Here is a 26,862-nt window from a genome sequence, read left to right as displayed (position 1 = left end):
CCCTTGGGGCCGGCCTCAGTTTTCCCTCAGCAAAAGGAAACTCAGTGCTCCAGCGTCATCGCTGCAGCAACTTACAGGTCCAGCGGGGATTTCTCCCAGGAGATATCAACGATGGGGGCGCCTGGCTGCGGCATGGTCAACATCGAGAGCTCGAGAACGTCCTGGGCATGGGTGGCGTCGGCAGGTGCTGCGTCATCGTCCGTCAGGATGTACTCGTGGCTCATGTGCTGCCCCCAGGCTCTAGTGGATCGTGTTCCTTTTCCACTGTAGCCCGGCGTCTGGCCGTTGCCCGCTTATGGTGCTGCGCCCGCGGCAGCGTGATCGGCGGCCGGAGGAGCGCATGCGGGGGAGGCCGCCGCCGCACCCAAGGGGCCGGACCGCTTTCCCGGTCCGGCCCCGTTGTTGTTCTTAGCGGTGCCGCTTATAGGCGGTTGCCTGGTTCTTCGCGGCCGGGGCGATGGTTCCCCGGCTCACCAGCTGGTCCATCAGTCCCGCGAGCCTGTAGCCCGGGGTATCAGCCAGAGCAAGCTTGAAGTGGTCCGCAGCTACCGACGACTGACCCTTGAGGTACGCCAGCCACCCGATCAAGGTCAGCAGGGGCGCCCGGTAGCCTTCCGGCGCGGCGTCGATGAGGTCCCGGGCGGTTTCCTGCGCCCGGTCCACGCGGTTCCAGTCCGGGGCGATACCCTCCCCCACGAGCAGATTCCCGCTTCCCTCGGCGTCCGGCAGCTCCGGGTCGATCACGTTGCAAAATAACGTGTCCCGCAGGTCCGGGCGCTGGAAGCACGCCAGCAGCTCCACCGTTGTCTGCGGATCCGTCCACCCGTCCCGGGTCAGGGCCTCTGCCCACAGTTCCCGGCCCGGACGCAGCTCCGCGCCCAGCACTCCCGGGAGCGCGTGGCGGATCTGTTCCTCCCTGTCTGCCGGGCCTGCAAACGGCGCGTAACTGGTGCCGGGCGTCTTTTCGTAGCTGCTGCCACGGAACACCAGTTCCGCGTTCAGCTGCCCGTCCGTGATGGATTCCAACGATTCGGGCGGGCAGCACCCGGCGTCGCTGTCGCACAACAGGTTTTGCCAGTGCGACGGGGTGACCAGCCACGCGTCCTGCAGCGGGGTACCTGCGCTGTCCAGCGCCTCAATGACGGCCTCGACGTGGTCGTGGAACGGGCGGGGCTGCCCGGGCGCGGGGGTGCTGGCCGTGTAGATGGCCAGCAGCACCGCCGTGGCCCGAGTGTCCAGTGCGAGGTAGTCCACCATGGAGGCGGCGAAACCGGCGGGTTCCGAGGAGACGGGGGCGTCGACGCGGAGTGTCGCGCCCAGCGTCTTGCCCCGCATGGTCAGGAACACAAAGGATTCCCGCGGTACGAACCCGAGGGAGTGCGGGATGAAACCGAGGATGTCGGCGGGGCTGGAGATGCGGATTGCGTCGTTCATGTTGAAAGTCCTTTGCTGAGGAATGGGTGGTCGGGGCGGCTTAGGTGACCGGCCAGCGTCCCCTCCCCCCCGTTGTTTTGGCTGCTGGCGAAGCTTGCGGAGCTGTGGCCGACGGAGGCCTGTCTACCCGCAGGGCAAGGGGCGGGAAATTCCCGGAGGAAATCAGCGACGAAGGAGCGCCGCAGGGACATTTCCTGTCACGCGGGCCCCGACGGAGGAGGGGCTAGACCGGCCGGAGCGGACACGTACAATCCGTCAGGACAGCAGCCAAAACGTCGTAGACAGAACAGGGCCAGGGGCGGCGGAGCCCTGCGGAGCCGGCACTGGACCCACAGCCGGCCGCGCCAGCGGACGCCCTTTTCCTGGTGAGCCCTGCGAACCCCTCTATCAGCACCCCGGGTCTTCTCTCGGCGTCCCTGGCATCGGCGGCCGCACGCCCCGGGTCGCCGGCACTGAGTGTGCGAATGGCGGTCCGCCGCAGCCGACCCACCTCCCAAGCCGGCCACGACGGCGTACCGCCACCGGTGACCGCCCCAGCAACGGGACGGCCACCTGAAAGGACTAGTCTGCGAGGAGTTCGGCCACTTCGGCCGCGTCAGACACCAGCACCGCCGCGCCTTCTTTCAGGAGCCGGTGGCATCCTGCCGAGTTGGCGCTGTGCACGCTCCCGGGGACGGCCGCGACATGCCGGGCAATCGTTTCGGCGTGGTGGGCAGTGTTCAGCGCCCCTGAGCGCCAGCGGGCTTCCACGACACAGGTCACCCCGGCGAGGGCGGCGATGATGCGGTTTCTCTGCAGGAACCTGTGCCGGGTCGGGGTGGAACCGGGCGGGAGCTCGGAGAGCGTCAGGCCGTTGCTGCGAATCGCGGCCGCGAGATCAGCGTTACCGGACGGGTAGTCACGGTCAAGGCCTCCGGCCAGTACCGCAAGGGTCGCCGGTCCTACTCCCTGGCTCCCGGCCAACGCAGCCCGGTGCGCGTGCGCATCGATGCCATAGGCCAACCCTGAGATGACGCAGATTCCACGTTGGGCCAACCCGTATGCCATATCGCCTGTAACCGAGGCGCCGTAGCTGGTCGAGTCGCGGGAACCGGTCAGTGCCACACACTCTGAAGGCGCTGGAATGCCGTTATCGATGTTGCCCCGGTACCAAAGCCCGTACGGGGCGTCGGGCAGATCGTCCAGGCCTTCCGGCCAGCGCCCATCCCCTGGGATGAGGAACCCGCCGCCCAGCCGTTCGATGGTGGCCAGGTCCCTCTCGGGGTCGAGCTCCGGAACCCGCGGAGCCCACCGCTTCAACCCTTCTGACAGGTCTTCGACCGTGGCCTCCGGAATGGCGTGGACGGGCTGCGCACCGGTGGCAAGCCGCAACGCGGCGTACGCACCGAGCCTACCCACGAGGGCCCGACCGACACGGTCGCTGGGTTCGAAGAGTCGGGTCAGGGCTGCGCGTGCAATGCGATCATTCATGGTTTCTCTCGTCCTTTGCTGAGGATCCGGTGCGTGGGGCGGCTTTGATGACCGGCCAGCTTTCCCTCTCCCCCGGTTGTTTTTGCCTGCTGGCGGAGCAGCGCGTAGCTGTGCCCGTCGGAGCCGGGGCAACCCGAAGGGCAAGCAGTGGATGGGTTGTGGGAGGAAATAAGCGAAGCGCCGACACAAGGCATCAGCTGCGCAGCCGTCCGCAGGACGGTTGAACCGGTGGAGCGGGCACGTACGATCCGGAGGACAGCAGCAAAAACAGAAAAACGCTTCTACAGCCCGAGCGAAGCGAGGTCCGTGCAGTAGACCTGGGCGCTAGCTAAGCGAGGCCGGAAAGCGGAGTCTTCAGACAGCGCGTGGATTCCGGGCTACGTTGTGGTGCTCTCGCGTGCAGCACGGGCTTGCTGGTGGCGGTAGAGCGTTGCGCGGCTCCAGCCAACGAGACGCGCGGCGTCCTCGGCGGTGCGCCCCTTGGCGCGGGCGTCCAGGGCGATCGCGAGTTTGTCTGCGATGACGGTCGGGTCCGACAGCGGCCGGCCGAAGCGTGTGCCGTTTTGTCGTGCTGCGGAAATGCCGGCATTGACCCGCTCGATGATGAGCTCGCGCTCATACTCGGCAAGGGTGGCGAGCATGTTCAACATCAGCCGGCCGGTCGAGGTTGCCGGGTCGATACCATCAGCGACGGACCGCACGTGGACACCGCGGCCGCGCAGCAGGGCCACCGTGTTCAGCACGTCGATCAGCGACCGGCCCAAGCGGTCGACACGCCACACAACAACGGTGTCGCCTTCCTCGGCATACTCGAGGAGCCTTTTCATACCGGGCCGCTCGATCGCCGTCTTGCTACCGGAAGTCACATCGGCAAAGACGTCACGTTTCTGCACACCAGCGGCAACCAGCGCGCCCAGCTGGAGCTGGGCGTCCTGGCCTGAAGTACTCACGCGGGTATAACCCAGTAGCCTCACAAAGCAATTCTGACTCGAAAAGCCACCAACGTGCCCCCAGTGAGACGACTTGTAGTGAGACGACTTTACGAGACGCGGACGGCCCGGTGTTTCCGCCCACTCGCCTGGGCTCCAGATGAGCCCGATGGCATGTCTCGAAAAGCTTTGAGATACGAAACGTGTCACCGAGAGAGATAATCGCTGCGCTGGCACTGGTCCAATTTTCAATGAAACGGCGCAAGTTAGACCACAGTCGGCGATTCCCGTAACTATGGCGCAAAACCTTCTGGGTTGAATCGATCATTCATTGTTAGTTATGCGACATGGCGCTTAGGGGCTTACGCCGGGTTACTGCCTTGGGATCTCTCCAAGTCACGGCGCTGGGCATGGCCTCACTGCCCAGGGGAGCGGCGCAAGTGTTGTACGCACCAGCAGATGCCCGCCAGCGGGACACGGTAGGACAGCGGCAACTCAGGGAGAGCGCCGCTGATCAGGCCAAGTATGGTCAGCAGTTGGATTAGTTCGCGTTCGATCGGCATGCAGCCCAGTGAAGCGGAGCCAGGCTAGCCCGTGGGGGAAGGCATGGATATGGGAGAACCCATCAACCAGAACGAATCAGGGCGAAGCTCTTGTCGTAGGCGGCCCGCTGCTCCGCAAGCCCATGACCGGTTTCTCACCAAAGGATCGGCTATTAGAACAGGCTCATGGTCGGATAAGCGTCTCGGGGGTGCCCGGAAATGTGGGTTTTGGCGGTAGTTGGCGGCTTTTTGTTGTCGCTATGTGTCGTGACTGTCTACCAGTTGACCGCTGACAGCAGTCCGTTCGGGAGGTGTCATTCGGGTGTGGCATGGTGGGCCAGTGCCCAGTTTTGCCCGGTTAGGTGGTCGTTGCCGCGCATGCGCATGGCGACGACTAGGCCGGAAGCGGCGGTGAGTGCAGCGACGGTCGAAATGGCTGCGGGAATCCCATACAGGTCTGCGAGAAGGCCCGACAGGAGTGCCCCTACGGCGAAGCCGCCGTCGCGCCAGAGTCGGTAGATCCCGACGGAGCGGGCCCGCCAGGTGGGGTGGGCGACGTCGCCGATTGCGGCCAGGAGGGCGGGGTAGACCATGGCCGTTCCGAGCCCGAGGAGGACTGCGGCGATGAGCCAGGGCCCGAAATTGTGGGATGTGGCAACTATTGCGAGTCCGACGGCTTGAACGATCATGCCGGCCACGATGAACCATTTGCGGCCCCAGCGGTCTGAGGCGGCCCCGGTGAGAAGTTGGGCGGCGCCCCAGACCGCGGGGTAGGCGGCGGCCAGGATCCCTACCTGGTTCAGGTTGAGTCCGGAGCTGACGAAGAGGACCGGAAAGAGTCCCCAGGCGAGGCCGTCGTTGAGGTTGTTCACCAGTCCTGCCTGGCTGGCTGCGGAGAGTGAGCGGTCTTTGAAGCTGGTGAGGGTGAACACCTGGCCCGTGGTGGGGCCGGCGTCGGCACTCTTGTGTGTACTGACGTGCTGGGAGGCTTCTGTCTTGGCATGGTGGTGGGTCTCGCGAATGGTCAGGACTGACAGGCCTAACCCGAGGGCGATGTAGGCGGCTCCGAGGAGGAACGGGCCGGGTCGGAGCCCGTAGGTGGAAGCGATGTACCCGGTCGCGAGGGCTGTGACGGCGACGCCGAGATACCCTGCTGCTTCGTTCAGGCCCATGGCGAGACCGCGCTGTTTCGGGCCGGTCAGGTCCATTTTCATTATCACGGCGGTGGACCAGGTCAGGCCTTGGCTGACACCGAGGAATACGTTCGCCGCGACGATCCATCCCCACGACGGGCCGAAGATGAGCATGAGCGGAACAGGGATTGCCACCAGCCAGCCCGCGACGAGGACGGGTTTGCGGCCGTACCGGTCTGAGAGGGTTCCGGCGAAGTAGTTTGTCGCGGCTTTGGACAGGCCGAAGGCGAGGATGTACGTCAGGGCGCTTGTGTACAGGTCCAGGTGGAATGTTTGGGAAGCGAGCAGCGGCAGGACGGTGCGTTCCTGTCCGAGTGTCCCGCCCACCAAGGCGTTGACGGCCACCAGCAGCATAAATTGCGCCAGGTTCTGCCGCAGACCCAGCACGGCACTGGTGGAGTCCAGGGTGCTTCCCGCCTTTGTTCTGGCCATTCCGGGGTGCTCGCTTTCTTGCCGGGGACATGAAGGTGCCCGGACGCGTGGGGGAACGCGTCCGGGCCGGAAGCCCGGGCAGGAGGGGGGTCCTGCCCGGGCGGTCTTTGGGGGCTACTTTGCTGAGACGGCGTTCTGTCGCGTCTGCTGCCACATGGTCCAGGCGGCGTAGCTGCCGTCGAGTTCGACGACGTCGTACCCGGCACGCCGCAGGGCGCTGGCGGCTACGGAGTTCCGCACGCCGGACTGGCAGTAGGACACGATGGTGCCGCCGGCAGGGAGCTCATCGAGGTGCCACAGGAGGCGGCCGCCGCTGAGCTGGTACGAGCCCGGGATGTGTCCGGCCTTGTGTTCGGTCTTGTTCCGGACATCCAGGATCATGGCGGCGTCGAAGCCCGGCAGTTCCTCGGGCTGGATCAGCTGGGGCGTGAAGGCGGGCAGCCCGTCGATGCCGGTGACGTAGCCGGCCACGTTGTCGATGCCTACGCGGACCAGGTGGTCCCACATGTCCTGGGCCTGTTCCTGGTCCTGGGCCAAAAGGACCAGCGGGTTCTTGTCCGTTTCCGGGTTGACCACCCAGGCGCCGTAGCTGGCCACGGACTTGCCCGCGGGAACGTTGAGGGACCGGGCCACGGTGCCTTCGTGAACGTCGCTGTTGGAACGGGTGTCGATGAAGGTCAGGGTGTCTGCTGCCAGGCCCGCGGCAACGATCCCGGTGGAGAGCTCGGGCAGCGGGGCGCGGTCGCCCATGACGTCCGGGCCCAGGCGGTTTTCGCGCTTCATGCGGCCGAAGTAGGCGTGGGCGTCGGGCTGGCCGTCGAGCAGTTCGTCGATGAAGCCCTGCTCGTCGTTGGCGGCCAGGTACGGACCCCACCAGGCGTAGAGCCGTTCGTAGCCCACCGTGGAGGAGGGGATGGCGCCCAGGGCCTTGCCGCAGGCGCTGCCGGCGCCGTGGGCGGGGTGGACCTGGACGTAGTCCGGCAGGGTGAGGAACTTGTCGCGGAGGCTGGCGAACAGCTGCCTGGCACCCTCGAAACGGGTGTCGATGCCGCCGGCGGCTTCGTCCAGCAGGTCCGGGCGGCCCAGGTCGCCGGAGAAGACGAAGTCACCGGAAAGCAGGTAGCCGGGCTGGTCGCTGAACGCGCCGTCGGTCACCAGGAAGGACAGGTGCTCGGGGGTGTGGCCAGGGGTGTGCACGGCCTGGATGCTGATGTTGCCGATGGTGATCTTGTCGCCGTCGTAGAGGCGTTCGCCGTCGAATTCGTACTGCCAGTCCGGTCCGCCCTCGCCGGAGACGTAGATCTTCGCGCCGGTCGCGGCAGCGAGTTCACGGGTGCCGGAGAGGTAGTCGGCGTGGATGTGGGTTTCGGTGACGGCAATGATCTTCATGCCGTTCTTTTCAGCCAGTTCCTGGTAGACCGCGATGTCGCGGCGGCCGTCGACAACAACGGCGGTGCCGTTGGCCTGGCAGCCGATCAGGTAGCTGGCCTGGGCGAGGTCTTCATCGTAAATGCGCTCGATAAGCATCTGGTGATCTCCTTCGGTTGAAAGGGGTTTGGGGGCTTGGTTCTGAATCCAGTATAGATACCCCCCGGGGTATCCTGCAAGCGGACTGCAGCCTAGGCCGTTTTACTGTGGAACAGCTTGCGCAGGAGACTGGCAGGCCTGCCCGGGCATGGCCCGGCTGTTGTTGCGGCGGGTTTTCCGGGGTGGGTTGATAGGTGACGGGGTGGCCTGCCCGGTACCACTCGGTGATCCCGCCGGCCACGTTGACCGTCTGGTATCCGCGGTCGGTAAGGATCCGCGCGGCCTGGCTGCTGCGTTTTCCTGACCCGCACATGAGGTAAAGCGTGCCGCCGGGCAGGTCTGCAAGCCGGGAGGGCAATTCGTCCAGAGGGATGTTCAGGCTCCCAGGGACGTGTGCGGTCGCATGCTCTTCCCGGCTCCGCACGTCCACCAGCGCGGCGCGGGGCCACACCGTGGCGAGCTCGTCTGCCGTTACCGTGCGGTACGCATGGTCGCCCGGCATCGCGTCACACGTTCTGGGCGGCGTCGGCACGCAGTTTGGCCATGTCGACGTTCTTGACGGCCTGGATGACTTCTTCGAGGCCGGTGGCGTTGAGCGCTCCGGGCTGGGAGAAGACCAGGGTTTTGTCCTTGAAGGCCATCAGGGTGGGGATGGAGGTGATGTTCGCTGCTGCGGCGAGGGCCTGTTCGGCTTCGGTGTCCACCTTGGCGAAGGTGATGTCCGGGTGGCGTTCGGAGGCGGCGCCGTAGGTGGGTGCGAACTGGCGGCAGGGGCCGCACCAGGCTGCCCAGAAGTCAACGAAGACGATCTCGTTGCTCTCCAGGGTCTGGGCGAAGCTTTGTTCGGTGAGGTCGATGGTTGCCATCGTCTTTCGTTCCCTTCGGGGGTGGTCTTGGGTGTGTCGGCGGGGCGGTGAAGCTTAGGTGGTGAGGAGGCCGGCGCGGGTCCAAGCGGTCATGCCGCCGGCCATGGTGTCCGCGGTGTAGCCGGCTCCGTTGAGGGCGTCGGCCACGGCAGCGCTGCGGTTGCCGCTGCGGCAGACTGCGATCACGGGCACGGCCGGGTCCAGCTCGCCCAGGCGGGCCTGCAGCTGGCCCATGGGGATATGCAGGGCGCCGGGGATCATGCCTTCGGCGACCTCGAAGTCCTCGCGGACGTCAAGGATCCGGGCGGTGGAGCGGCGCTGTTCGGCTTCGGTGATGGTGATTTCAGCCATGGGGTTCTCCTTCGAAGTGGTTCGGCTGGGTGTGTGCAAGTTGTTGCTTGCCTAACGGACGGGTTCGCCGGCCTGGCGCCAGGCGGCCATGCCGCCGCGCACTGAGTAGGCGTCGTATCCCTTGGCGGCGAGGAGTCGGGCTGCTGAGGCCGAGCGGACGCCGGAGGCGCAGACGGCGATCACGGGACGGGTTTTTTGGATGCCGGTGGTGCTGGCCTGCAGCCTGTCCAGGGGGACATGCTTGGCCTGGGGAGCCCGGCCGGTCCGCCACTCCTGGGCTGACCTGACGTCGATGAGCGTGGCCCCGGAGCCCAGGAGGTCCTTGGCCTGGGCTACGGAGATTGTCTTGTAGGGCTTGCTGAAGGCCTTCTTGAGGGAATCGATCAGTCCCATGGTGTTCTCCTCTATAGATGGGTCAGGCGGTGACCGCGCCGGCGGTGACCCACGCCGCGACGGCGAAGATGAGTACCGCAAACGAGATACGGATGTGCTTGTCGTGCAGGTGGCGGGCAAACCGTGCGGCAACCACCGATCCCACGATGGCCGGGATGGCGAACGACAGTGTGGTGGCCCAGTCGATGGTGTATCCGGCAGCGTGTGCACTGAACCCGGCGGCGGAGTTGATGACGATGATTGCCAGCGAGGTTCCCACGGCCTGTTTCATGCGCAGGCCCAGAAAGATGGTCAGTGCGGGGGTGATGAGGAAGCCGCCACCTACGCCGAGCAGTCCGGTGAGGAACCCCACGAGCAGGCCCACGCCGACGGCCTTGGGGGCGCAGGACCGGAACGCCCGGTGCGGCCCCGTGCTGCAGGACCCTTCAGTTTCGCGGGACTTCATGAGCATCCGGATGCCAGCTGCCACCATGATCACGGCAAATGCCAGCATCAGGATGTTCGGGTCCAGCAGTTTGCCCACGGCCGCGCCGGCCCAGGCTGCCGGAATCCCGGCGGCCCCGACCAGTGCGATCACAGGCCAGTTCAGGCCATCCCGGACCCTGGGCAGCAGCGCGGCAAGCGAGGATACGCCCACCACCAGCAGCGACGTGGGAATCGCCTGCGCCGGGGTCATGCCCACCCCGTACACCAGGGCCGGAACGGCGATAATGGACCCGCCGCCGCCCACAACACCGAGGACAATGCCGACGACGAGCCCCAGAGCCAGGGCTGGAATCATGCCGCGGCGTCCTCAACCGTCTGCAGGGGAAGCTGCAGGATGGCGCTTTCGCGGGTGGGCTCCTTGGCGGCCTTGTTCCACGGCATGGCCGAGAGGGCCTGGCCCATGGCGCAGGTGTTGGTCGCGGCCGAGAACGTCAGGCCGGTCCCGATGACCCCGGCGAGGGTCCGGATCTTCGGAGAGACGAACTTGCCGCCGGCCAGGCCCAGGACCACGAGGGACCCGGCCACAAGGCGGACCTGCCGCTCAAGGTCCCAGCGGTCCTTACCCCTGACGACGTCCCCGCCGGCGGTGGCGAAACCGGGTGCACCACCGGTCAGGACATAGGCGGTGTCGATTCCGGCCTTGGCCAGGCGCTGGCGGGCCTGCTCGGCGCGCACGCCGGACTGGCAGACCAGGACTACACGGGAGCCAAGGCGGGCGGCGAACTCGTCGGTGTGCTCGGACAAAAGCGGCAGCGGCACGTTGTAGGAGCCGCGGATGTGCATGGACTCGAACTCAGCGGCGGAGCGGACGTCGATCACCACGAGGTCCTGGTCCTCCTTGAACCAGGACTGGAGGGTCTCAGGGGCAAGTGCGGTAACAGCGGGTGCCGTGGAAGGGGAAGTCATGGTTGGCCTCTCGGAAGGGGTCGGGTGGATACCCCACCGAGTATTCCAGATACCCCGGGGGGTAGTCAAAACACCCTAGGGGGTATAAGATTGAGGGAAGTCATCGATATTTGGAGAAACCCGTGGAACTCAATCCCTCAGAACTCACCCCTGTCATCAACCGGCTCAAGCGCGCGCAGGGCCAGCTGTCCGCTGTCACCCGCATGCTTGAAGAGGGCCGGGACTGCAAGGATGTCGTGACCCAGCTCGCGGCCGTGTCCAAGGCGCTGGACCGGGCCGGGTTCGCCATCATCGCCACGGGCCTTGAGCAGTGCATTGTCCAGAAGGACACATCGATGGACAGGAAAGATCTAGAAAAGCTCTTCCTTTCCCTCGCCTGACCAGTCCGACTTTCGAGCTACCTCAAGGAGACCCATGACGTACACACTCACTACCACCGTCGCCCTTCCGTGGGCCGAAGCCCTGGACCGCACCCGGGACGCCCTGTCAGCTCAAGGGTTCGGGATCCTCACCGAAATCAACGTCCGTTCCACCTTCGAAGCCAAGCTTGGTGCTGAAGCCGCCGATGCCGTCGGCGACTACGTGATCCTTGGTGCCTGCAACCCGGCCCTGGCCAGCCGCGCCCTCGCCGCCGAACCCGAAATCGGCGCGCTGCTGCCGTGCAATGTCGTGGTGCGCCGGAGCAAGGATGCAGACGCGACCACGGTGGAAGCCATTGACCCCCAGACCATGGTCCAGCTCAGCGCCGCACCGGCCGTCAAGGAGATCGCCGACGACGCCGGCACCCGCCTCCGGAAGGCCCTCGCCGACCTGGACGAAGCGGCGAAGTAGGCTGTTCGTGCAAACAACGCTGCCAGAGACCGTGCAGGCCGGGCCCGGCCTGCTAATCCACTCCGCCAGCCCGCTCGAACAGGAAGCCCTGACCGGCATCCTGCGCAGCGCCGCCAACGCCCGCGCCGCTCTCGGCCAGGGAGCTCACATTGAAGTGGTAATCCAAGGCCTCGGCGTCAAGCACCTCTCCACCAGCACGCCCGCCACCGAAGCCATCACAAACGCCGGGCAACTCCACGTGGACATCCCCGCCTGCGGCAACAGCATGCGCTCAGCAGGCATGTAAGACAAAGACCTCACCCCCGGCGTCGGAACCGTGCCCGCAGCCATCGCCCACCTCGCCCGGCGCCAATGGGACGGCTGGGCCTACGCCAGGCTGTAGCGTCGCCCTAATGGTGTAAAAACTGGAGACCAACCCTGGTGCAGGCGCTCATTGGCACGTCTCGGAAATCAAAGGGTTACGAGACGACCTAGGGCTGGCGGCTCGGGCACAGGGCTCATGAATGGGGTAAAAATCGCCCTCATGCTCATGCCGGTACCCCGGTGCCGACGTTCCAGCAGGAACCGGGCCGGACTAGTCAGCATGCTGATCTTTTATTAGGGTTGGGTTCTGAACTGACCGGTGAGACCGGAGGCAGGCCCATTTCACGACCAGAACGCGGAAGAACGAGCGTCACCGTTGAGGCGGTGGTGCGGGCCGTGCTGGGCCTTTCACTGTTGTTGGCGTTCACGACTTCTGCCGCGGCTGCCTTGTGCCTGCAGATGGACGACCGCGGGGCTGCTGTAGCCGTGACCGCCTCCCACCCTGCGGCGGCGGTCACGGCCGTGCAGGGCAAGGGCCCAGTGGCAACCGCGGCCGCGGATGATCCCATGCGGTCACCGTCCCGGCATGCCTGCTGCTGTCAGCAGGAGAACACACCCAAGGCCATAACCTCGTCCCAGCGGGCTTATCCCGAACCTGCCTCTGTCGCGTCCGTGCCGGCGAAACTGTCATCTTCCAGTAACAGTGATGTGCCGCCTGGTTCGGTTGATCCAGTGGTGGAAAAACGCGATTATCTGGCCCCGTCATTAACGGCCCTGTCTATTAGCCGGACGTAAGCCGGCACCTTCATGCTGCGCCATCTGCTGGTGCGCAGCAGCTGCCGAATGGCCGTCGAACCGGCCGCCCGGCCCGACGAGGGTCAGACCAACAAGTGATAGGTGACAGCTGCGGCAAATCTTGGATTCGCCGCAGCGTATTTGAGGAGAAACCAATGACCCACCATGTAACGTCCATGCTCGATACCTACCCGAAGGATCTTGGCGGGGTGGACAAGGAAAAGCTTGTCCAGTGCATCGAGGCCTGTTTCGAGTGCGCTCAGACCTGCACCGCGTGCGCCGACGCGTGCCTGAGCGAAGACATGGTCGCGGACCTGACCAAGTGCATCCGCACCAACTTGGACTGCGCCGATATCTGCGTCACGACCGGCAACATCCTGTCCCGGCACACCGGTTACGATGCCAACCTCACCCGCGCCGTCCTGGAGGCCTGTCGTACCGCCTGCAAAGCCTGTGGTGACGAGTGCGAACGGCACGCCGGAATGCACGCCCACTGCCGGGTCTGCGCCGAGGCATGCCGCCGCTGCGAGACAGCATGCCAGGAACTTCTATCCTCGCTCGGCTAAAACCACTTCCAAAACACGGCCAATGTTCGGGATCGACGCCCCATCCAGATCCCGCAAAATCCCATTCATCCCGCAAAATCCCGTTCAGAACCTTTTCCCGGCTGTGCTCCCGCACAGACGGGGAGTGGGGCTGCAGACTTGAAAGAAGTCCCCCTCCATGAGTGCAGAGAATCACCCCGGAAGCCGCCCCGGAAACGGCGGTCACCGGCAACAGCAAGCAGAACAGCACCAACCTGGCGCCCCGGCCGTCAACGACAGCAACCACTCCGGACACGGCACCGGCGGGCACGGCTCGGCCCGAATGTATGTGAAATTCGGTGTCATTTTGTTGGTCAGCCTGGGGCTGATGTGGGTGTTGTCGATGTCAATGGTCCGCTCGATCGATCACTTCTACTTCAACCTGAGCAACTTCTGGATGGCACTGCTGATGGTCTCCGCGATGGCGATCGTCATGATCATCGGCATGTGGTCGATGTTCAAAAACAAGAAAGCGAACATCGCCTTACTGGTCGGGTTCGCTGCGCTCTTTGCCGGCGTGTTCGCGCTGGGAAGGACGGAAACATTCGTTGGAAATGAGCAGTTCCTCAAATCCATGATCCCGCACCACTCCCGCGCGATCCTGGTCTGCCAGGAATCGGACATCACCGACCCGGAAATCATCGAGCTGTGCGATTCGATTGTGAAGTCCCAGCAGGCAGAAATCATCCAGATGAAATCCATCCTTGACCGGTACGGATCCAACTGATCCCAGTACTACAGGGATGCGTCCCCAACGGCGACAACCGGAGCCAACGGTTCTACGTCTCCGAAAAAGGCCGGAACGGACGCCATCCAAAGGAGGAGGGCATGAACGTTGCAATGGCTGCATGGGCCCTTCTGGCCCTGGCCGGGATCGCCCTGGCTATTTTCGCCGCGGATCCAGTCTCCAACGCTCTGGGGATTGTGCTGGGCCTGGTCGGTGTCATCGGATTCCTCCAGGCGATCAGACGCCGGAAATAGGCGTCAGCACTCGTAACCAACTTGGTTTGCGGCAGCAGTTTTCGCTTGCACAATATACCCCCAGGGGGTATATTGTGGGTGTTGTCAGTGAAGTGGTATGTCCAGGCCGCGCGATCCGCCGGCCGTCACAGCCGTTCAACCCCAGCACCCATCGAATCGAACCGTTTTGAAGGAATGGAACTGACATGTGTGGAACCGAATCCCGCGAAGAACTGCCTCTGGCATCGGCCGCGTCCGGCTGCAGCTGCTGCTCAACCGGGGACGCCAACGATGTGACCGCGGCAGGGGATGCTGCATACGCCCTCGAAGGCCTCACCTGCGGTCACTGCGTACAAACGGTGGAGAAGGCCGTCGCCGCGGTGGATGGCGTGGATGCGGCGTCCGTTGAACTCGTCCCCGGCGGCCGCTCGCGCCTGGTTGTTTCCGGAACCGCCGCTGAATCGGCCCTCCGTGACGCTGTTACCTCCTCCGGTTACAGCCTGATCACCACTTAGCAAGGGTTCGCCGGTGCGCGACCGGTTTCCCGTCAGCGCACCGGCCCGGATCCCCTCTCGAGGAGGAACCATGGAAGACCACACGCAACACCACAACCACCATGCCGGCACGGTCAGTGAAGCCGAGCCTGGCACCACGGACCACACCCCGGAGCATGCCGGCCACCGGAGCGACGATGACCATGTCGTGCACAGCCATGGCCAGCATGCCGGGCACAGCACGGCGATGTTCAAAAACAGATTCTGGCTGACCCTGGCCCTGTCGGTGCCGGTGGTGTACTTCAGTCCGATGTTCGCGCACCTGCTCGGCTACATGCCGCCGGAGTTCCCCGGCGCGTCCTGGATCCCTCCGGTGCTGGGCACCGTCATTTTCTTCTACGGCGGCATGCCATTCCTGAAGGGCGGGCTGAACGAGCTGAAGACCCGCAGCCCGGGCATGATGCTGCTGATCGGGATGGCCATCACGGTGGCCTTTATCGCCTCCTGGGCCACGAGCCTTCGCCTCGGCGGCTTCGACCTGGATTTCTGGTGGGAGCTTGCCCTGCTCGTGGCGATCATGCTGCTGGGGCACTGGATTGAGATGCGTGCCCTCGGCTCCGCCCAGGGGGCTTTGGATGCCCTGGCAGCGCTGCTGCCCGATGAGGCCGAACGCATCACCGAGACCGGGACCGAAACCATCAGTGTCACCGAACTTCAGACCGGTGACATCGTCCTGGTCCGTTCCGGCGCCAGGATGCCGGCCGACGGGACCGTGACCGACGGACAGGCCGAATTCGACGAATCGATGATCACCGGCGAGTCCCAGGCGGTCCTGCGTTCAGAGGGTGACCCGGTCGTGGCCGGAACGGTCGCGACCGATAACACCGTCAGGGTCAGGGTCACCGCGGTCGGGGACGACACAGCGCTGGCCGGGATCCAGCGCCTCGTCGCCGAAGCGCAGGCATCCTCCTCCAAGGCGCAGGCCCTGGCTGACCGGGCCGCGGCGTTCCTGTTTTACTTCGCCGCCGGCGCCGGGGTCATTACCTTCATCGCCTGGACCCTGCTGGGCAGTGTCCCGGAGGCGGTCACCCGCACCGTCACGGTTCTGGTGATCGCCTGCCCGCACGCCCTGGGACTGGCCATCCCGCTGGTCATCGCCATCTCCACCGAGCAGGCCGCAAGGGCCGGCGTGCTGATCAAAAACCGGATGGCGCTGGAGCGGATGCGCACGATCGATGTCGTCCTGTTCGACAAGACCGGGACGCTGACCAAGGGCGAACCGGAACTGAAGGACATTGCATCGGCCGACGGAGTGGGTCGGGAGGAGCTGCTGGCCATGGCTGCGGCCGTGGAAGCGGACAGCGAGCACCCCGTGGCCCGCGCGATCGTCCGGGCGGCCCGCGAACGGGCCCTGGACATTCCCCGCGCCACCGGCTTCACGTCCATGACCGGCCGCGGCGTCCGCGCCTCGGTCGACGGCCGTACGGTCCAGGTCGGCGGACCGGCCCTGCTGCGGGAACTCGGGACAGTCGAGCCTGCGGAGCTGTCCCGCACCACCGAAGAGTGGATGGGCCGCGGCGCGGCCGTGCTGCACGTCATCGACGGAAAGCGTCTCCTCGGAGCGGTGAGCCTGGAGGACGCCGTCCGGGACGAATCACGCCAGGCCGTCGAGGCCTTGCAGAACCGGGGCGTCAAGGTCGCGATGATCACCGGCGACGCCCGGCAGGTCGCGCAGGCCGTGGGGTCGGAGCTGAACATCGATGAGGTCTTCGCCGAAGTCCTCCCGGCGGACAAGGACAAGAAGGTCGCCGAGCTCCAGGGCCGCGGCCTGAAAGTTGCCATGGTCGGGGACGGCGTGAACGACTCGCCGGCGCTGGCCAGGGCCGAGGTCGGCATCGCCATCGGCGCGGGCACCGACGTCGCCATGGAATCGGCAGGCGTCGTCCTGGCCGGCAACGACCCCCGCGCCGTGCTCTCGATGGTTGACCTGTCCCGGGCCAGCTACCGGAAGATGTGGCAAAACCTGATCTGGGCCACCGGCTACAACGTCATCTCCGTCCCGCTGGCCGCCGGCGTGCTCGCCTTCGCAGGTGTCGTGCTCTCCCCGGCCGCCGGCGCGGTCCTGATGTCGGTTTCCACGATCGTGGTCGCCCTGAACGCCCAGCTGCTGCGCCGGGTGAAACTGAACCCGGCCCAGGTTCGTTGACCTAGGGGCCCCGGTACCGGGCGGACACCTCCGCCCGGCGCCCGGTAGCCTAGATGCCAAGACCTGCATGGGAACGGAGGAATGTCATGACTGCACCAGCGCGCCGCGATGTGATGGCGTTCCTCCGCCGTGCGGCCTTGTTCACTGCAGTGCTGGCCATCATCGCCGGTATTTTCGGCATGCACGTCCTGACCGCCACCCACGCCATGCACTCCCCGGCCTCAGCCACGGCAGCCGCCGATCCGCATGCCACGGCAGTCTCCCCTGACCACGCCGGACACCCGGCGGCGGTCTCCCACCAAGAACGCTCCCTGGAGCAGGACCGGCCCGGGGCTATCCCTGAGCAGTGCGCAGGGGCAGGCGACTGCACGAGCATGCACGCCATGACCGTGGCCTGCACCCCGTTGGCGAAAACCGCGTCCATGGCCGCGCCGCCTCCAGGCACCCTCGTGCTCGGGATCAGCAACAACACCGCGCCGGCCGGCGCTGTTACCGGCCAATGGTCCTATCTTCCCGGCAGCCCGTCACCCTGCGAGCTGTCCATCAGCAGGACGTAAAAAGGGCCCAGCGCCGCGGCCGCGCCCGGCGCACGCCCCTTTTACCCTGACCGGTCCCCTCCTGCGGGCCCGTCAGACGCATCACCGATGCATCCCTATCCCTGCGGCGCCCGTGCGCCAGCTGATGTTTTAAAAGGACCTGATTTCCCATGAACAAGAAGTTTCTGACCCTTTCTGCAACCGGCATCGCCGCGGCCATCGCTCTGGCAGGCTGCGCGTCCGGATCCGGCACCGGAGCCTCCGGTAGCTCCATGCCGATGGACCACGGCAGCTCCTCGGCCAGCGCACCTTCTAGCAGTGCCCCGGCGGCGGCCGCGGACCACAACGCCGCGGACGTCACCTTCGCGCAGATGATGATCCCGCACCACGCCCAGGCCGTGGAGATGAGCGACATGATGCTGAAGAAGCAGAACGTGCCTGCCGACGTGACGGCCCTAGCCACCAAGATCAAGGCGGCCCAAGGCCCGGAGATCGAGACCATGACCGGCTGGCTAAAAGGCTGGAACGAATCCACGCAGATGCCCTCTGGCCACAGCATGGACGGCATGATGAGCGACGCGGACATGACGAAGCTCGAGTCCGCCCAGGGCGCCGAAGCGGCCCGGCTCTTCCTGAAGCAGATGATCGCCCACCACGAAGGGGCGGTCATGATGGCCAAGACAGAAAACACCGCCGGCAAGAATGCCGACGCGGTCAAGCTCAGCAAGGACATTGTCACGGCCCAGGAAGCCGAAATCCAGGAGATGCAGAAACTGCTGGCCGCCCTCTAGCCAGCCCGCAAACTGCACCGGCCCTCCGCCCTGGCGGAGGGCCGGTGCCGGGCACCGCGTCCCCTTCTGTCCCTCGATCTCCCGGAGCCTTCCATGCCCATCTCCCCCAAAACCGTGCAGCGTGCCGCAACCGTCACTGCCGGCACCGCAGCCCTCATCCTCGCCCTGGCGGCCTGCACACCGGCGCCCGCACCATCAGCCGGCGCGTCATCCAGCCAGCAGACCGGAACCGGCCTGCCCAGCGCCCATATCCACGGGCTGACCGTCAGCGGCGACACCAGCAAGGTCCTGCTGGCCACCCACGACGGGCTGTTCGACATGACAAAACAGCCCGCCAGCAAAATCGGCGGCACCAACGACCTGATGGGGTTCACCGCCGGCAAAGACCCGGGCGTCTTCTACGCCTCCGGCCACCCCGGGGAAGGCTCCGAGCTTCCCAACCCGCTCGGGCTGATTAAATCCGTCGACGGCGGCAAGACCTGGGACCAGCTCTCCCGCCAAGGTGAATCAGACTTCCACGCGCTGACCACCACCAAATCCGGCATCGTCGCGTTCGACGGAACACTGCGCACCAGCCCTGACGGCAAGACCTGGAAAACAGTGACAGCCGGCTTCGCCCCCGCCGTGCTGGCCGGTCACCCGGACAGCGACACCGTTCTGGCGACCACGCCGGAAGGGGTCCAGCGCTCCACGGACGGCGGCACCACCTGGACTCCGGCCAGGTCCGGGCCCGTGATCCAGTTCGCCGCGTTCGCCGACCCTGGTGAGGCGGCGGGGGTCGAACCCGACGGGACGGTCCATCTCTCAACCGACGGCGGTGCGACCTGGACCAAGAAGGGCAGGATCGAGGGCCAGGTCATGTCTGTAGCAGCGGTCAAGGGCGCCAACGGCAAACCGTGGATCTGGGCCGCCACTACGGACAGCATCTTCGTCTCTACGGACGGCGGAACGACCTTCCGGCCATCTGACGCTGTCTAAGGGCCATGGACATCGGAGCATCGCGTATTCCCGCCGTCACCAACTCCGGCCATTCCCTGAAGGCCCCGGAACCCGAAAACCCGCACACCGGAAGGGTGACCAGGTGAGGCACACCCCAGGGGTGCCCGCTTCTGTTTCCGAGACAGGATCAGCAGGCGTCGGCGGTATGCCGTGACCGAAGGCGAAGACATCTGGCGCACGGACCCGAATGCGCTGCAGGATGTGATCCTCGACCGGCCCGCGGTCGAGGCACGGCTCGGTGAGTGCCCGCCACTGGAGCGTGTCTGGATCCTGTCCCTGCTCGGACGCCACGACGAAGCAGTCAGGGAAGGCCGTCAGCTGCTGGCCCGCTCCCAGGACCGCTTCAAACCCCTGCTGGTCCTCGCGCACGCCTACCAGCGCCAGTACCGGTGGGCTGAGGCGGGGGCGCTCCAGGAGCAGGCACTCCGCCTGGCCTTCACCCGGACCAGGGAAGCGCTGGTCCGTCACCACATCGGCAGGCGCCTCGCCGACGAAGCACGGTACCTGGACGCGGCAGCGGAGTTCGAATGGGCCAGTGACCTGTACCGCACGTGCGGCCGCGCCAGTCTGGCAGAGGTATCCCGGCAGGCGGCCCTGCGCTCCCGACAGATGCATGCGCAAAGGGGCTGGCCGGGACGGGGCTGACGGTCCGCTCGCACAAGTCTAGGGTGGGCAGTGACGGCCCCGGTCGGCCGCCGCTGCCCACCCCGATGACAGGAGCTGCATCATGACTCACCACATCAGCGCCATGCTCAATTCCCACCCGCAAGGCGTCGATGCCGGCCGGATGGAGAGCCTCGCTGAATGCATCGCCGCCTGCTTCGAATGCTCCCAGGCCTGTACCGCCTGCGCCGATGCCTGCTTGGGCGAAAAAATGGTCGGTGACCTCGCCGCGTGCATCCGCACCGACCTTGATTGTGCTGACATTTGCGCCACCACCGGCAACGTTCTCACCCGTCAGACCGCTACCAACACAGCCATCACCCGGCCGGTGCTCGAGGCTTGCCGGGCAGCCTGTGCAGCCTGCGCCGATGAATGCGAGCAGCATGCCGGCATGCACGAGCACTGCAGGATCTGCGCCGAAGCCTGCCGCCGCTGCGAAGCCGCCTGCACCGCACTCCTCCACGCACTGGCCTGACCACACCCCGTCCTGCGGCTGGCGGCTCAGGAGCCGTCCGCAGGCCTTGAACTGTCTGATGCTCCCGCGGGGGGCCGCAGCCCGGTCATGGTGACCTTCACCAGCCGCTGCACGGCCTCACGGGACGACAGCCCGGACGCGGCTTCGAGTGCGTGCAGACAATAAGCGGCCAGTTCCTCAGGAGCAACATCGTCGCGGAAAACCCCTCCCTCAGCACCACCGCGGATCAGGTCCGTGAGGAAGCCACTGAGGTGCTGCTGGGCGTGACTGACATGCGGACTCTGGTGCAGCCGCGCAGCCAGGGCACCACCCCGGCGGGAGTACGCCATCATCGCATAGGCCTCCAAAACCGCTGTCAGCTGAGGCACGGGTCCGTCCGCGCTGAGCCGCGCCTGCGCCAACTGCTGCAGGTGCTCATGGACCTGGCGCTCGTGCCAGGCAGTGAGGATGGCATCGACATCAGAAAAATACTTATACAGCGTGGCCCGCCCGATGCCGGCCGCCTGCGCGATCTGCGACATCGTCACCGAGGCCAGCCCCTGCTCCTCGACCAGCGCAGCAGCTGCGTCCAGAACCGCCGCCCGCACCGCACTCCGGTGCGTCTCGATCGTCTCGTTCCACAGCTTCGGCATGGGAAAATCGTACAACCTGACACCACAATAGACAGACTGACGAGGAACGATACATACTGTCTTACAAAACTCGGCTTCAACCGAGATTCCAACCCAGGAGTTAGGGCAGGCATGAGTGACAAACCAGGGCGTCCGGCAGAAAAGAGCGATAAGCCGGGGAGGACCGAGTCATCGACCCCGCGGTGGGTGAAAGCGTTCATCGCGGTCGGCGTGGTCCTGGTGGTCGCGTTCGTGATCCTGCACCTGGCCGGAGGCGGCATGGGACTCCATCAGCCATGAGGCTCATGGCATCGGGACCGCGCAAGCTTGCCCTGACAATTCACGTTGCCAGCTCAGTCGGCTGGCTGGGCGCGGTCGCATGCTTTCTGATCCTCGCAGTAACAGGGCTGACCAGCACCCACCCTGAGCAGGTGCGCGCCGCCTACCTGGCCATGGACCTGATCGGATGGTCCATCATCTTCCCGCTGAGCCTGGCATCCCTGATCTCCGGCATCATCCAGGCACTCGGCACCGTCTGGGGGCTGTTCCGCCACTACTGGGTCCTGATCAAACTGATCATCACCACCCTCGCTACGGCACTGCTGCTCCTCCACCTCCAGCCCGTCACCCACATGGCCGGCATCGCCTCGGTCTCCGACCTCTCCCCCACCGACATGACAGGCATGCGCATCCAGCTCATCGCAGATGCCGCAGCCGCCGTCCTTGCGCTGCTCGTGACAACCGTGCTCTCGCTGTACAAACCGCGCGGCATCACCAAATACGGACGCACGCGCGCCAGAGCGCAGCAGCCCGTTCCCCACTCATAATCCATGCCCCCATGCGGCATCAAGACGGGGAAGAAATCAGGTTTCTATAGGCTGGACTACGACGTGGAAATCCGGCGCGTGATCTGCTCGACCAACGCGATCGAATCCCTGAACGCGAGGTACCGTCGCGCCGTCAAAGCCCGCCATTTCCCCACCGAGCAGGCTGCGCTAAAGTGCCTCTATCTGATCACCCGATCACTGATCCGACCGGTGCCGGCAAGACCCGATGGCCCGTGCGTTGGAGTCCCGTTTTGAACGCTTCGCCATGACCTTCAGCGACCGATTCCCGGCAGCTGAAAACCCTACTAAAAGAAACCGCCGGATACACCGTTAGTGAAATAGTCCCCGTCAGCCATGCAAGATCCGGGCTAAGGTCCGCGTGGCGGACGAACAGAGTAGGAGAACGAAGCGATGGGAAAAGTTCGTACGGGGCACGCAACGTCACTGGATGGGTTTATTGCTGGGCCGAACGACGGTCCGGAAGCATCGATGGGTGAGGGCGGCGAGCGGCTTTTGGCTTGGTATTTCGGCGGCGACACCGAATATCGACTCCCGGGCACGGAGATGGTGTTCAAGGTCTCGCCGCGAACCGCCGAGTACCTTCGGGAGACGAGTACAACGACAGGAGCTTTGGTGACGGGACGGAGGACATTCGACCTTACCCATGGGTGGGGTGGCGGACATCCTTTGGGGGTACCGGTGTTTGTTCTTACCCATTCGGTTCCGCAAGAGTGGGTTTACGAAGGATCGCCCTTTACGTTCGTCACGGACGGCCTCGAAAGCGCAATAGCGCAAGCGAAAGCGGTCGCCGGTGACAAAGACGTCGGCGTGATCGGTGCGAACCTGGTACAGCAGTGCATCCGATCGGGACTTCTCGACGAGATACACCTAGACCTGGTGCCGGTCCTCCTCGGGGATGGTGTCCGGTTGTTCGACCAAACCGCGGAGCCGATCGAGCTAGAGAGCACCCGGGTGATCGAGGGCGCAGGTGTCACACATCTGACATTCCGCATCGTGAAGTGATGTCTCAAAACCTGCGTGCCTCAAAACACTAGAGTTGTGAGACGCCAAGGAAGTCCCTGTGCCATCAACTTGAGGGATGATCAAGGGAACGCCGGCGAGCTGGCCGCGGACTGAGTTAGGAAGTCAGTCCCTGAGGCTGGCCAAATGCCGCGGCCCCGGCGCGGCGCGCCGAGGAAACTCGATTATGTGACATGCCGCAGAGTTAGCTGTCACGCCCTTCTTGGCGGCGGCTGGAAGTAAGCCGGGAGAAAACCCTGCCCCCTTGGACGGGGGGTTGAACGTTCCATCTGTTTGAGTTCCCCAAGAATTTCACAACTGACGGCCCGTACTTTCGTGAGCATTGGAGCCTGGCTGTTGGGGCCGGCACACATTTCAGGGGAGGAACGCCATGGACAACCATGGACTATTCGGGGTGCGGTCTCATACGCTTCCGCCGGTGTGGGTCATCGGCACTATTCTGCTGGGAATCCTCGCCGCGCTGGCACCGCTGCTGTTTTCGTCGGGTCCGGCCACCGCCAAGGTCAGCACCGCCACCGCCTACGTGCCGCAGACCCGCACGTACTACATCGCCGCCAACGAGGTTGAGTGGAACTACGCCCCCACCGGCAAGAACCAGATCACCGGCAAACCGTTCGACGAGGATGCCTCGGTGTTCACCAAGCAGGGACCGGACCGGATCGGCAGCACCTACATCAAATCCCTGTACCAGGCCTACACCGACGACACCTTCAAAACCCTCAAGAAGCGGACGCCTGCCGAAGAGCACCTCGGCTACCAGGGTCCGGTGATCCGCGGCGTCGTCGGGGACACCATCAAGGTTGTCTTCAAAAACAACCTGGACCGGCCGGCGTCGGTCCACGTCCACGGCGTGTTCTACGACAAGAGCAGCGAGGGCGCCCCCTACGCGGACGGCACGTCCGGCGCCGCGAAGAACGACGACGGCGTGGCCCCCGGTGCCACGTACACCTACACCTATGAGGTGCCAGAGCGCGCCGGCCCAGGACCCATGGACGGCAGCTCCGTGATGTGGATGTACCACTCCCACACCGACGAGGTGGCCGACGACTACTCGGGACTCGTGGGACCCATGGTGATCACCAAGGCCAGCGCGGCCCGGGCTGACGGCACCCCGAATGACGTCGACCGCGAGTTCTTCCTGCAGTTCAAGGTCAGCGACGAGAACGCCAGCCCCTACCTGGAGCGCAACATCGCCAAGTTCGCCGGCAAGCCGTCCACGGTGAAAGTGGAAGACGAGGACTTCGGCGAGAGCAACCTCATGCACTCCATCAACGGCTACGTCTACGGCAACGAACCGCTCGAAGCGCTGACCATGAAGAAAGGCGAACGGGTGCGCTGGTACCTGATGGGCATGGGCACCGAGGTGGACCTTCACACCCCGCACTGGCACGGCAACACGGTGACGGCGCTCGGCATGCGCACCGACGTGGTCAACCTCCTGCCGGCCAGCATGGTGGTGGCGGACATGGTCCCGGATGACGTGGGAACCTGGCTGCTCCACTGCCACGTCAACGACCACATCAGCGCCGGCATGATCACCCGCTACCGGGTCCTCAACGCCGACGGCACCGAGGGCGCCGTGACCGAATCAGCAGCGACCGGGTCCGCACCCACCCACACGGGCCACTAGGCCAGAGCGAAGCCAACACCCGGGGGTACGGCGGATCCGGCGCCGCTAAACCGGATCCGCCGGCTTGGTCGACCCCAAAGGGGGCTGCACTTTCAGACCAGATAGCCAAAGTCCGACGGGAGCCTGGGAGAAAGCCCGGACGATGCAGCCAACACCGGCACTGTCCGCCCTTCAAAACAGTGCCCACACCGGTGAAGGGAGCGGCGGACGTCACCTGCGTCGGGGGCCCAGGTCAGGTGAATGGGCTGATCAGGGCCCATCCGGGGTCGTGGGTGTGAGTCACTTCGGCACTTCGGCATGAGGTCGGGCTCCCGCGAAGCGGTCAATGGTGTCCCGGCCGTTCTGGTCTTCAGTGCACTGGAACCGGTCATGGGGCACTCTTTCAGGGGGAAGGGGGCCGTGGAGGGGGGCCGGGAAACCCGTTTTTTCCTAGGCAGGCAGTGACAGGCTCTGGATATCTGGGTGGCGGGGGGCCGCGGCTCCATTCCAGACAGCCGGTCCCGGCAAGCAGCTCATCGGGGACCGGATGGAGCCCAAAGCCGCGGGAGCTGCCACTTCTGTGGCCCGAGACGCCAGGAGGCAACAATGGGCATTCAACGGCGGAACGATACGGTTCAGACGCGTACCGTTACCGCGTTCTGGCGGTGGTGGTCCGCGGAAGGTGCCGGACTCCTCAGCGGCGCCGTCACGACAGGTGACTACCGGGACCTTCCGGACACCGTCGATGCCATGGTCAAGGCGATCTGCCCGGGGCTCAGCTGGGAGACCGGGCCGGGCGCCCATGCACGGCACCAGCTCTGCGTCTCCGGCGGAGGGGACCCCGGACTGCGGGTCCTGGCCGAACGGTGGCGGCGCGCCGCGCCCCCGGCCACGCCGATGTGGGAATTCGCCGCAGCCAGACAGCAGCAACCCGGCATGCTCGCCGTCACCCTTGCGGTTGCCGGGACGCCGATCAACCTTGGCCTGAGCCGCATCTCCGTGACCCTGGACGAGGAACGGGCCCGGGCCCACGTCAGCCTCCACCACCCCGCCTTCACCGGCCTGACCCCCGGGCACCGGCACCAGCTCTGCTGCCTGCTGCTGGACTGGCTGCTCGGAGAAGACAACGTCCACAGATGGATTTGCACCATCAACGCCGCCGAGACCGAACCCCCGGACAGCCTGCCGGCAACAGACCTTCCCGGGATCATCGAAGCCATGACCGCCCGGCACGCGCACATCGGCTGGACACTGAAAGACGCCGGAACATCCCCGGGACCGCGCACCATCGTCAGGGCCCTGCATCCGCTCCGATGGATCGACCACCCCCTGCTGGACCTGCACACAGCCCTCCACGTCGGTTACCCAAAGACCCGCCTCGACGGGCTGCCGGACTACGACGAAGCGATAGACCTGCACCGGCTCGAAGAGGAGCTGGCAGCAGCCCTCGGACCCCGAGGCCTGCTGGTCGCTACCCAGACAGCTAATGGCCGGCGTGTCCTGCACTACTACACCGACTCTGAAGACCAGAACGGCCGGGACATCATCGACCGCTTCGCGGGTGCCCGACCCGATGCCGAAGTGATCCACACCCACGACCCCGGATGGACCCTGATCAGCCCATTCACCTAACCCCAGGACCCCAGACGCAGGTGACGTCCGGCCGTTTCCCGGCACCATTAATCCCCAGGTGCTCCACCGAGGCACGTTGTCCCATAACCTCCTTGTCTCCAATCCCTAGGGTTTCGAGACAAGTTTTAGCTGGCCCATGGGAGCGCGGTAAATAGCGCCGCCAAAACGCGGCCATTTACCGCTGAAAGTCAACGCCGGCCCTATTACTCGCCCGTACCTGCGGACCGCGCGGCCGAGATCTTGACGTCACACTTGCATTCTGCAAGCATGAGCCGCATGAGCCTTTTCATCACCTGCCCGGTCGAGAGCGTCGAGCGCGCGACCGCCTTCTACACCGCTCTGGGCTGGACCCTCAACCCAGAAATGTCCGATCACAACGTGTCATGTTTCGCGATCGCGCCCGAGCAGTACGTCATGCTCGGCAGCCGCGAGATGTATGCGAGAGTCGGCGGCGCCGAGGAGCTGGTCGGCGGACCAGATACGCCCTCCAAGGTCACGGTCTCGTTCGACCTCGGCAGCCGTCAGGCGGTCGATGAGCTCGTCGAGCGCGCCGGTGCCGCCGGCGGGCGGATCGGTGATATCGACGACTACCCCTTCATGTACCAGCGCCAGTTCGACGACCCTGACGGCTACCACTACTCGCCGTTTTGGATGAAACCGGACGCCGATCCGACCGAGTGAGCGACCTTGCCGCGGCCCTCGATATCGTTGGAGCACGGTGGGCCTTGCTCATCGTGGAGCGTCTGCTCGACGGGCCGCAGCGCTACGGCGATCTGCAGCGCGACCTCGGAGTGCCGACGAACATTCTCGCGACCCGCCTGCGCGAGCTCGAAGCGGCCGGGGTACTGTCCCGTCTGCCCCTCCGGCACAACACCAGGGCCTATGCGCTGACCGATCGCGGGCTTGCCTTGCGTGAGGCGGTCATCGCGCTAGGACGCTGGGGCAGCGATGAGGCCTAGGCGTGGCGCGGAATCGC

33 protein-coding genes and 1 pseudogene are annotated in these 26,862 nt (G+C 65.4%); 21 read left to right on the top strand and 13 right to left on the bottom strand.

Annotated elements, in window-relative coordinates; translation table 11 throughout:
- Positions 1 to 71: 71 nt before the first annotated feature.
- From AC57BR_RS05240 to AC57BR_RS05185, 12 genes are all read right to left on the bottom strand, one after another.
- Positions 72 to 224, bottom strand: coding sequence for a hypothetical protein (locus tag AC57BR_RS05240; protein WP_174182301.1), 153 nt, complete (start codon positions 222 to 224; stop codon positions 72 to 74).
- A 184-nt stretch (positions 225 to 408) separates the two neighbouring features.
- Entirely contained in the window at positions 409 to 1,434 is a 1,026-nt protein-coding gene (locus AC57BR_RS05235; protein WP_496358694.1) for a DUF4192 domain-containing protein, read from the bottom strand.
- 561 nt (positions 1,435 to 1,995) lie between these two features.
- On the bottom strand, positions 1,996 to 2,904 hold the full coding sequence (gene dprA, locus AC57BR_RS05230) for a DNA-processing protein DprA (RefSeq protein WP_496358693.1): 909 nt from the start codon (positions 2,902 to 2,904) through the stop codon (positions 1,996 to 1,998).
- A gap of 377 nt (positions 2,905 to 3,281) precedes the next feature.
- Positions 3,282 to 3,878, bottom strand: coding sequence for a recombinase family protein (locus tag AC57BR_RS05225; RefSeq protein ID WP_496358692.1), 597 nt, complete (start codon positions 3,876 to 3,878; stop codon positions 3,282 to 3,284).
- A gap of 811 nt (positions 3,879 to 4,689) precedes the next feature.
- Positions 4,690 to 6,000, bottom strand: coding sequence for an MFS transporter (locus AC57BR_RS05220; RefSeq protein WP_496358690.1), 1,311 nt, complete (start codon positions 5,998 to 6,000; stop codon positions 4,690 to 4,692).
- Between the two features lie 114 nt (positions 6,001 to 6,114).
- Positions 6,115 to 7,527 (bottom strand): MBL fold metallo-hydrolase, encoded by a 1,413-nt coding sequence (locus tag AC57BR_RS05215; protein WP_496358688.1) that lies wholly within the window; start codon positions 7,525 to 7,527, stop codon positions 6,115 to 6,117.
- The gene (locus AC57BR_RS05210) at positions 7,502 to 8,029 is read right to left on the bottom strand and encodes a rhodanese-like domain-containing protein (RefSeq protein ID WP_496358687.1); all 528 of its coding nucleotides are present in this window, start codon (positions 8,027 to 8,029) and stop codon (positions 7,502 to 7,504) included. The genes AC57BR_RS05215 and AC57BR_RS05210 overlap by 26 nt, the downstream gene beginning before the upstream one ends.
- 4 nt (positions 8,030 to 8,033) lie before the next feature.
- Positions 8,034 to 8,393 (bottom strand): thioredoxin family protein, encoded by a 360-nt coding sequence (locus AC57BR_RS05205; protein ID WP_496358686.1) that lies wholly within the window; start codon positions 8,391 to 8,393, stop codon positions 8,034 to 8,036.
- A gap of 54 nt (positions 8,394 to 8,447) precedes the next feature.
- Entirely contained in the window at positions 8,448 to 8,744 is a 297-nt protein-coding gene (locus AC57BR_RS05200; protein ID WP_496358685.1) for a rhodanese-like domain-containing protein, read from the bottom strand.
- A 51-nt stretch (positions 8,745 to 8,795) separates the two neighbouring features.
- Entirely contained in the window at positions 8,796 to 9,137 is a 342-nt protein-coding gene (locus AC57BR_RS05195; RefSeq protein WP_496358684.1) for a rhodanese-like domain-containing protein, read from the bottom strand.
- A 22-nt stretch (positions 9,138 to 9,159) separates the two neighbouring features.
- Positions 9,160 to 9,918, bottom strand: a complete 759-nt coding sequence (locus AC57BR_RS05190) for a sulfite exporter TauE/SafE family protein (protein WP_496358683.1) — start codon at positions 9,916 to 9,918, stop codon at positions 9,160 to 9,162.
- Entirely contained in the window at positions 9,915 to 10,529 is a 615-nt protein-coding gene (locus AC57BR_RS05185) for a rhodanese-like domain-containing protein (protein ID WP_496358682.1), read from the bottom strand. Before AC57BR_RS05185 ends, AC57BR_RS05190 begins: the two co-directional genes overlap by 4 nt.
- A gap of 122 nt (positions 10,530 to 10,651) precedes the next feature.
- Between AC57BR_RS05185 and AC57BR_RS05180 the strand changes: the two genes are divergently transcribed.
- The 13 genes from AC57BR_RS05180 to AC57BR_RS05120 all read left to right on the top strand — a co-directional run bounded on the left by AC57BR_RS05180 (position 10,652) and on the right by AC57BR_RS05120 (position 20,166).
- Positions 10,652 to 10,909 (top strand): metal-sensitive transcriptional regulator, encoded by a 258-nt coding sequence (locus AC57BR_RS05180; RefSeq protein WP_496358681.1) that lies wholly within the window; start codon positions 10,652 to 10,654, stop codon positions 10,907 to 10,909.
- A 34-nt stretch (positions 10,910 to 10,943) separates the two neighbouring features.
- On the top strand, positions 10,944 to 11,360 hold the full coding sequence (locus AC57BR_RS05175) for a DUF302 domain-containing protein (protein ID WP_496358680.1): 417 nt from the start codon (positions 10,944 to 10,946) through the stop codon (positions 11,358 to 11,360).
- A 7-nt stretch (positions 11,361 to 11,367) separates the two neighbouring features.
- Positions 11,368 to 11,646, top strand: a complete 279-nt coding sequence (locus AC57BR_RS05170; protein ID WP_496358679.1) for a hypothetical protein — start codon at positions 11,368 to 11,370, stop codon at positions 11,644 to 11,646.
- 967 nt (positions 11,647 to 12,613) lie between these two features.
- The gene (locus AC57BR_RS05165) at positions 12,614 to 13,024 is read left to right on the top strand and encodes a four-helix bundle copper-binding protein (RefSeq protein WP_496358678.1); all 411 of its coding nucleotides are present in this window, start codon (positions 12,614 to 12,616) and stop codon (positions 13,022 to 13,024) included.
- 157 nt (positions 13,025 to 13,181) lie between these two features.
- Positions 13,182 to 13,769 carry a DUF305 domain-containing protein gene (locus tag AC57BR_RS05160; RefSeq protein WP_496358677.1) on the top strand — a complete coding sequence of 196 codons (588 nt, stop codon included), beginning with the start codon at positions 13,182 to 13,184 and terminating at the stop codon, positions 13,767 to 13,769.
- Positions 13,770 to 13,870: 101 nt separating this feature from the next.
- Complete coding sequence (locus tag AC57BR_RS05155; protein ID WP_496358676.1) at positions 13,871 to 14,023, top strand: hypothetical protein; 153 nt, start codon at positions 13,871 to 13,873, stop codon at positions 14,021 to 14,023.
- 185 nt (positions 14,024 to 14,208) lie between these two features.
- Entirely contained in the window at positions 14,209 to 14,517 is a 309-nt protein-coding gene (locus AC57BR_RS05150) for a heavy-metal-associated domain-containing protein (RefSeq protein ID WP_496358675.1), read from the top strand.
- A 70-nt stretch (positions 14,518 to 14,587) separates the two neighbouring features.
- Complete coding sequence (locus tag AC57BR_RS05145; RefSeq protein ID WP_496358674.1) at positions 14,588 to 16,702, top strand: copper-translocating P-type ATPase; 2,115 nt, start codon at positions 14,588 to 14,590, stop codon at positions 16,700 to 16,702.
- Between the two features lie 86 nt (positions 16,703 to 16,788).
- The gene (locus tag AC57BR_RS05140; protein WP_496358673.1) at positions 16,789 to 17,259 is read left to right on the top strand and encodes a hypothetical protein; all 471 of its coding nucleotides are present in this window, start codon (positions 16,789 to 16,791) and stop codon (positions 17,257 to 17,259) included.
- A gap of 149 nt (positions 17,260 to 17,408) precedes the next feature.
- A complete protein-coding gene (locus tag AC57BR_RS05135) occupies positions 17,409 to 18,029 on the top strand; it encodes a DUF305 domain-containing protein (RefSeq protein ID WP_496358672.1) in 621 nt (206 codons plus the stop codon).
- Positions 18,030 to 18,122: 93 nt separating this feature from the next.
- A complete protein-coding gene (locus AC57BR_RS05130; RefSeq protein WP_496358671.1) occupies positions 18,123 to 19,007 on the top strand; it encodes a F510_1955 family glycosylhydrolase in 885 nt (294 codons plus the stop codon).
- Between the two features lie 171 nt (positions 19,008 to 19,178).
- Positions 19,179 to 19,673 carry a hypothetical protein gene (locus AC57BR_RS05125; protein ID WP_496358670.1) on the top strand — a complete coding sequence of 165 codons (495 nt, stop codon included), beginning with the start codon at positions 19,179 to 19,181 and terminating at the stop codon, positions 19,671 to 19,673.
- A gap of 82 nt (positions 19,674 to 19,755) precedes the next feature.
- Positions 19,756 to 20,166, top strand: coding sequence for a four-helix bundle copper-binding protein (locus AC57BR_RS05120; RefSeq protein ID WP_496358669.1), 411 nt, complete (start codon positions 19,756 to 19,758; stop codon positions 20,164 to 20,166).
- Positions 20,167 to 20,192: 26 nt separating this feature from the next.
- Here AC57BR_RS05120 and AC57BR_RS05115 read toward each other — a convergent pair whose 3' ends face one another.
- Complete coding sequence (locus tag AC57BR_RS05115) at positions 20,193 to 20,798, bottom strand: TetR/AcrR family transcriptional regulator (RefSeq protein WP_496358668.1); 606 nt, start codon at positions 20,796 to 20,798, stop codon at positions 20,193 to 20,195.
- Between the two features lie 111 nt (positions 20,799 to 20,909).
- On the opposite strand from AC57BR_RS05115, the gene AC57BR_RS05110 reads away from it, so the two are divergent.
- The 8 genes and pseudogenes from AC57BR_RS05110 to AC57BR_RS05075 all read left to right on the top strand — a co-directional run bounded on the left by AC57BR_RS05110 (position 20,910) and on the right by AC57BR_RS05075 (position 26,845).
- Positions 20,910 to 21,077: a hypothetical protein gene (locus tag AC57BR_RS05110; RefSeq protein ID WP_496358667.1), complete on the top strand. Its 168-nt coding sequence runs from the start codon at positions 20,910 to 20,912 to the stop codon at positions 21,075 to 21,077.
- A gap of 5 nt (positions 21,078 to 21,082) precedes the next feature.
- The gene (locus tag AC57BR_RS05105; protein WP_496358666.1) at positions 21,083 to 21,604 is read left to right on the top strand and encodes a DUF2269 domain-containing protein; all 522 of its coding nucleotides are present in this window, start codon (positions 21,083 to 21,085) and stop codon (positions 21,602 to 21,604) included.
- 51 nt (positions 21,605 to 21,655) lie between these two features.
- Positions 21,656 to 21,938: pseudogene (locus AC57BR_RS05100) on the top strand (transposase); the annotation flags it as partial.
- Between the two features lie 77 nt (positions 21,939 to 22,015).
- The gene (locus AC57BR_RS05095; RefSeq protein WP_496358665.1) at positions 22,016 to 22,627 is read left to right on the top strand and encodes a dihydrofolate reductase family protein; all 612 of its coding nucleotides are present in this window, start codon (positions 22,016 to 22,018) and stop codon (positions 22,625 to 22,627) included.
- Positions 22,628 to 23,015: 388 nt separating this feature from the next.
- Positions 23,016 to 24,275: a multicopper oxidase domain-containing protein gene (locus AC57BR_RS05090; protein WP_496358664.1), complete on the top strand. Its 1,260-nt coding sequence runs from the start codon at positions 23,016 to 23,018 to the stop codon at positions 24,273 to 24,275.
- A 585-nt stretch (positions 24,276 to 24,860) separates the two neighbouring features.
- Positions 24,861 to 25,886, top strand: coding sequence for a DUF695 domain-containing protein (locus AC57BR_RS05085; RefSeq protein ID WP_496358663.1), 1,026 nt, complete (start codon positions 24,861 to 24,863; stop codon positions 25,884 to 25,886).
- 276 nt (positions 25,887 to 26,162) lie between these two features.
- A complete protein-coding gene (locus AC57BR_RS05080) occupies positions 26,163 to 26,567 on the top strand; it encodes a VOC family protein (RefSeq protein WP_496358662.1) in 405 nt (134 codons plus the stop codon).
- Entirely contained in the window at positions 26,564 to 26,845 is a 282-nt protein-coding gene (locus AC57BR_RS05075) for a winged helix-turn-helix transcriptional regulator (protein ID WP_496358661.1), read from the top strand. The genes AC57BR_RS05080 and AC57BR_RS05075 overlap by 4 nt, the downstream gene beginning before the upstream one ends.
- Positions 26,846 to 26,862: the final 17 nt, after the last annotated feature.

The organism is Arthrobacter sp. BGA-UO-ETr-C19, from assembly GCF_059568005.1.
Note: the sequence above shows the minus strand (reverse complement) of the source record. Positions and strands in the feature narration are given on the sequence as shown.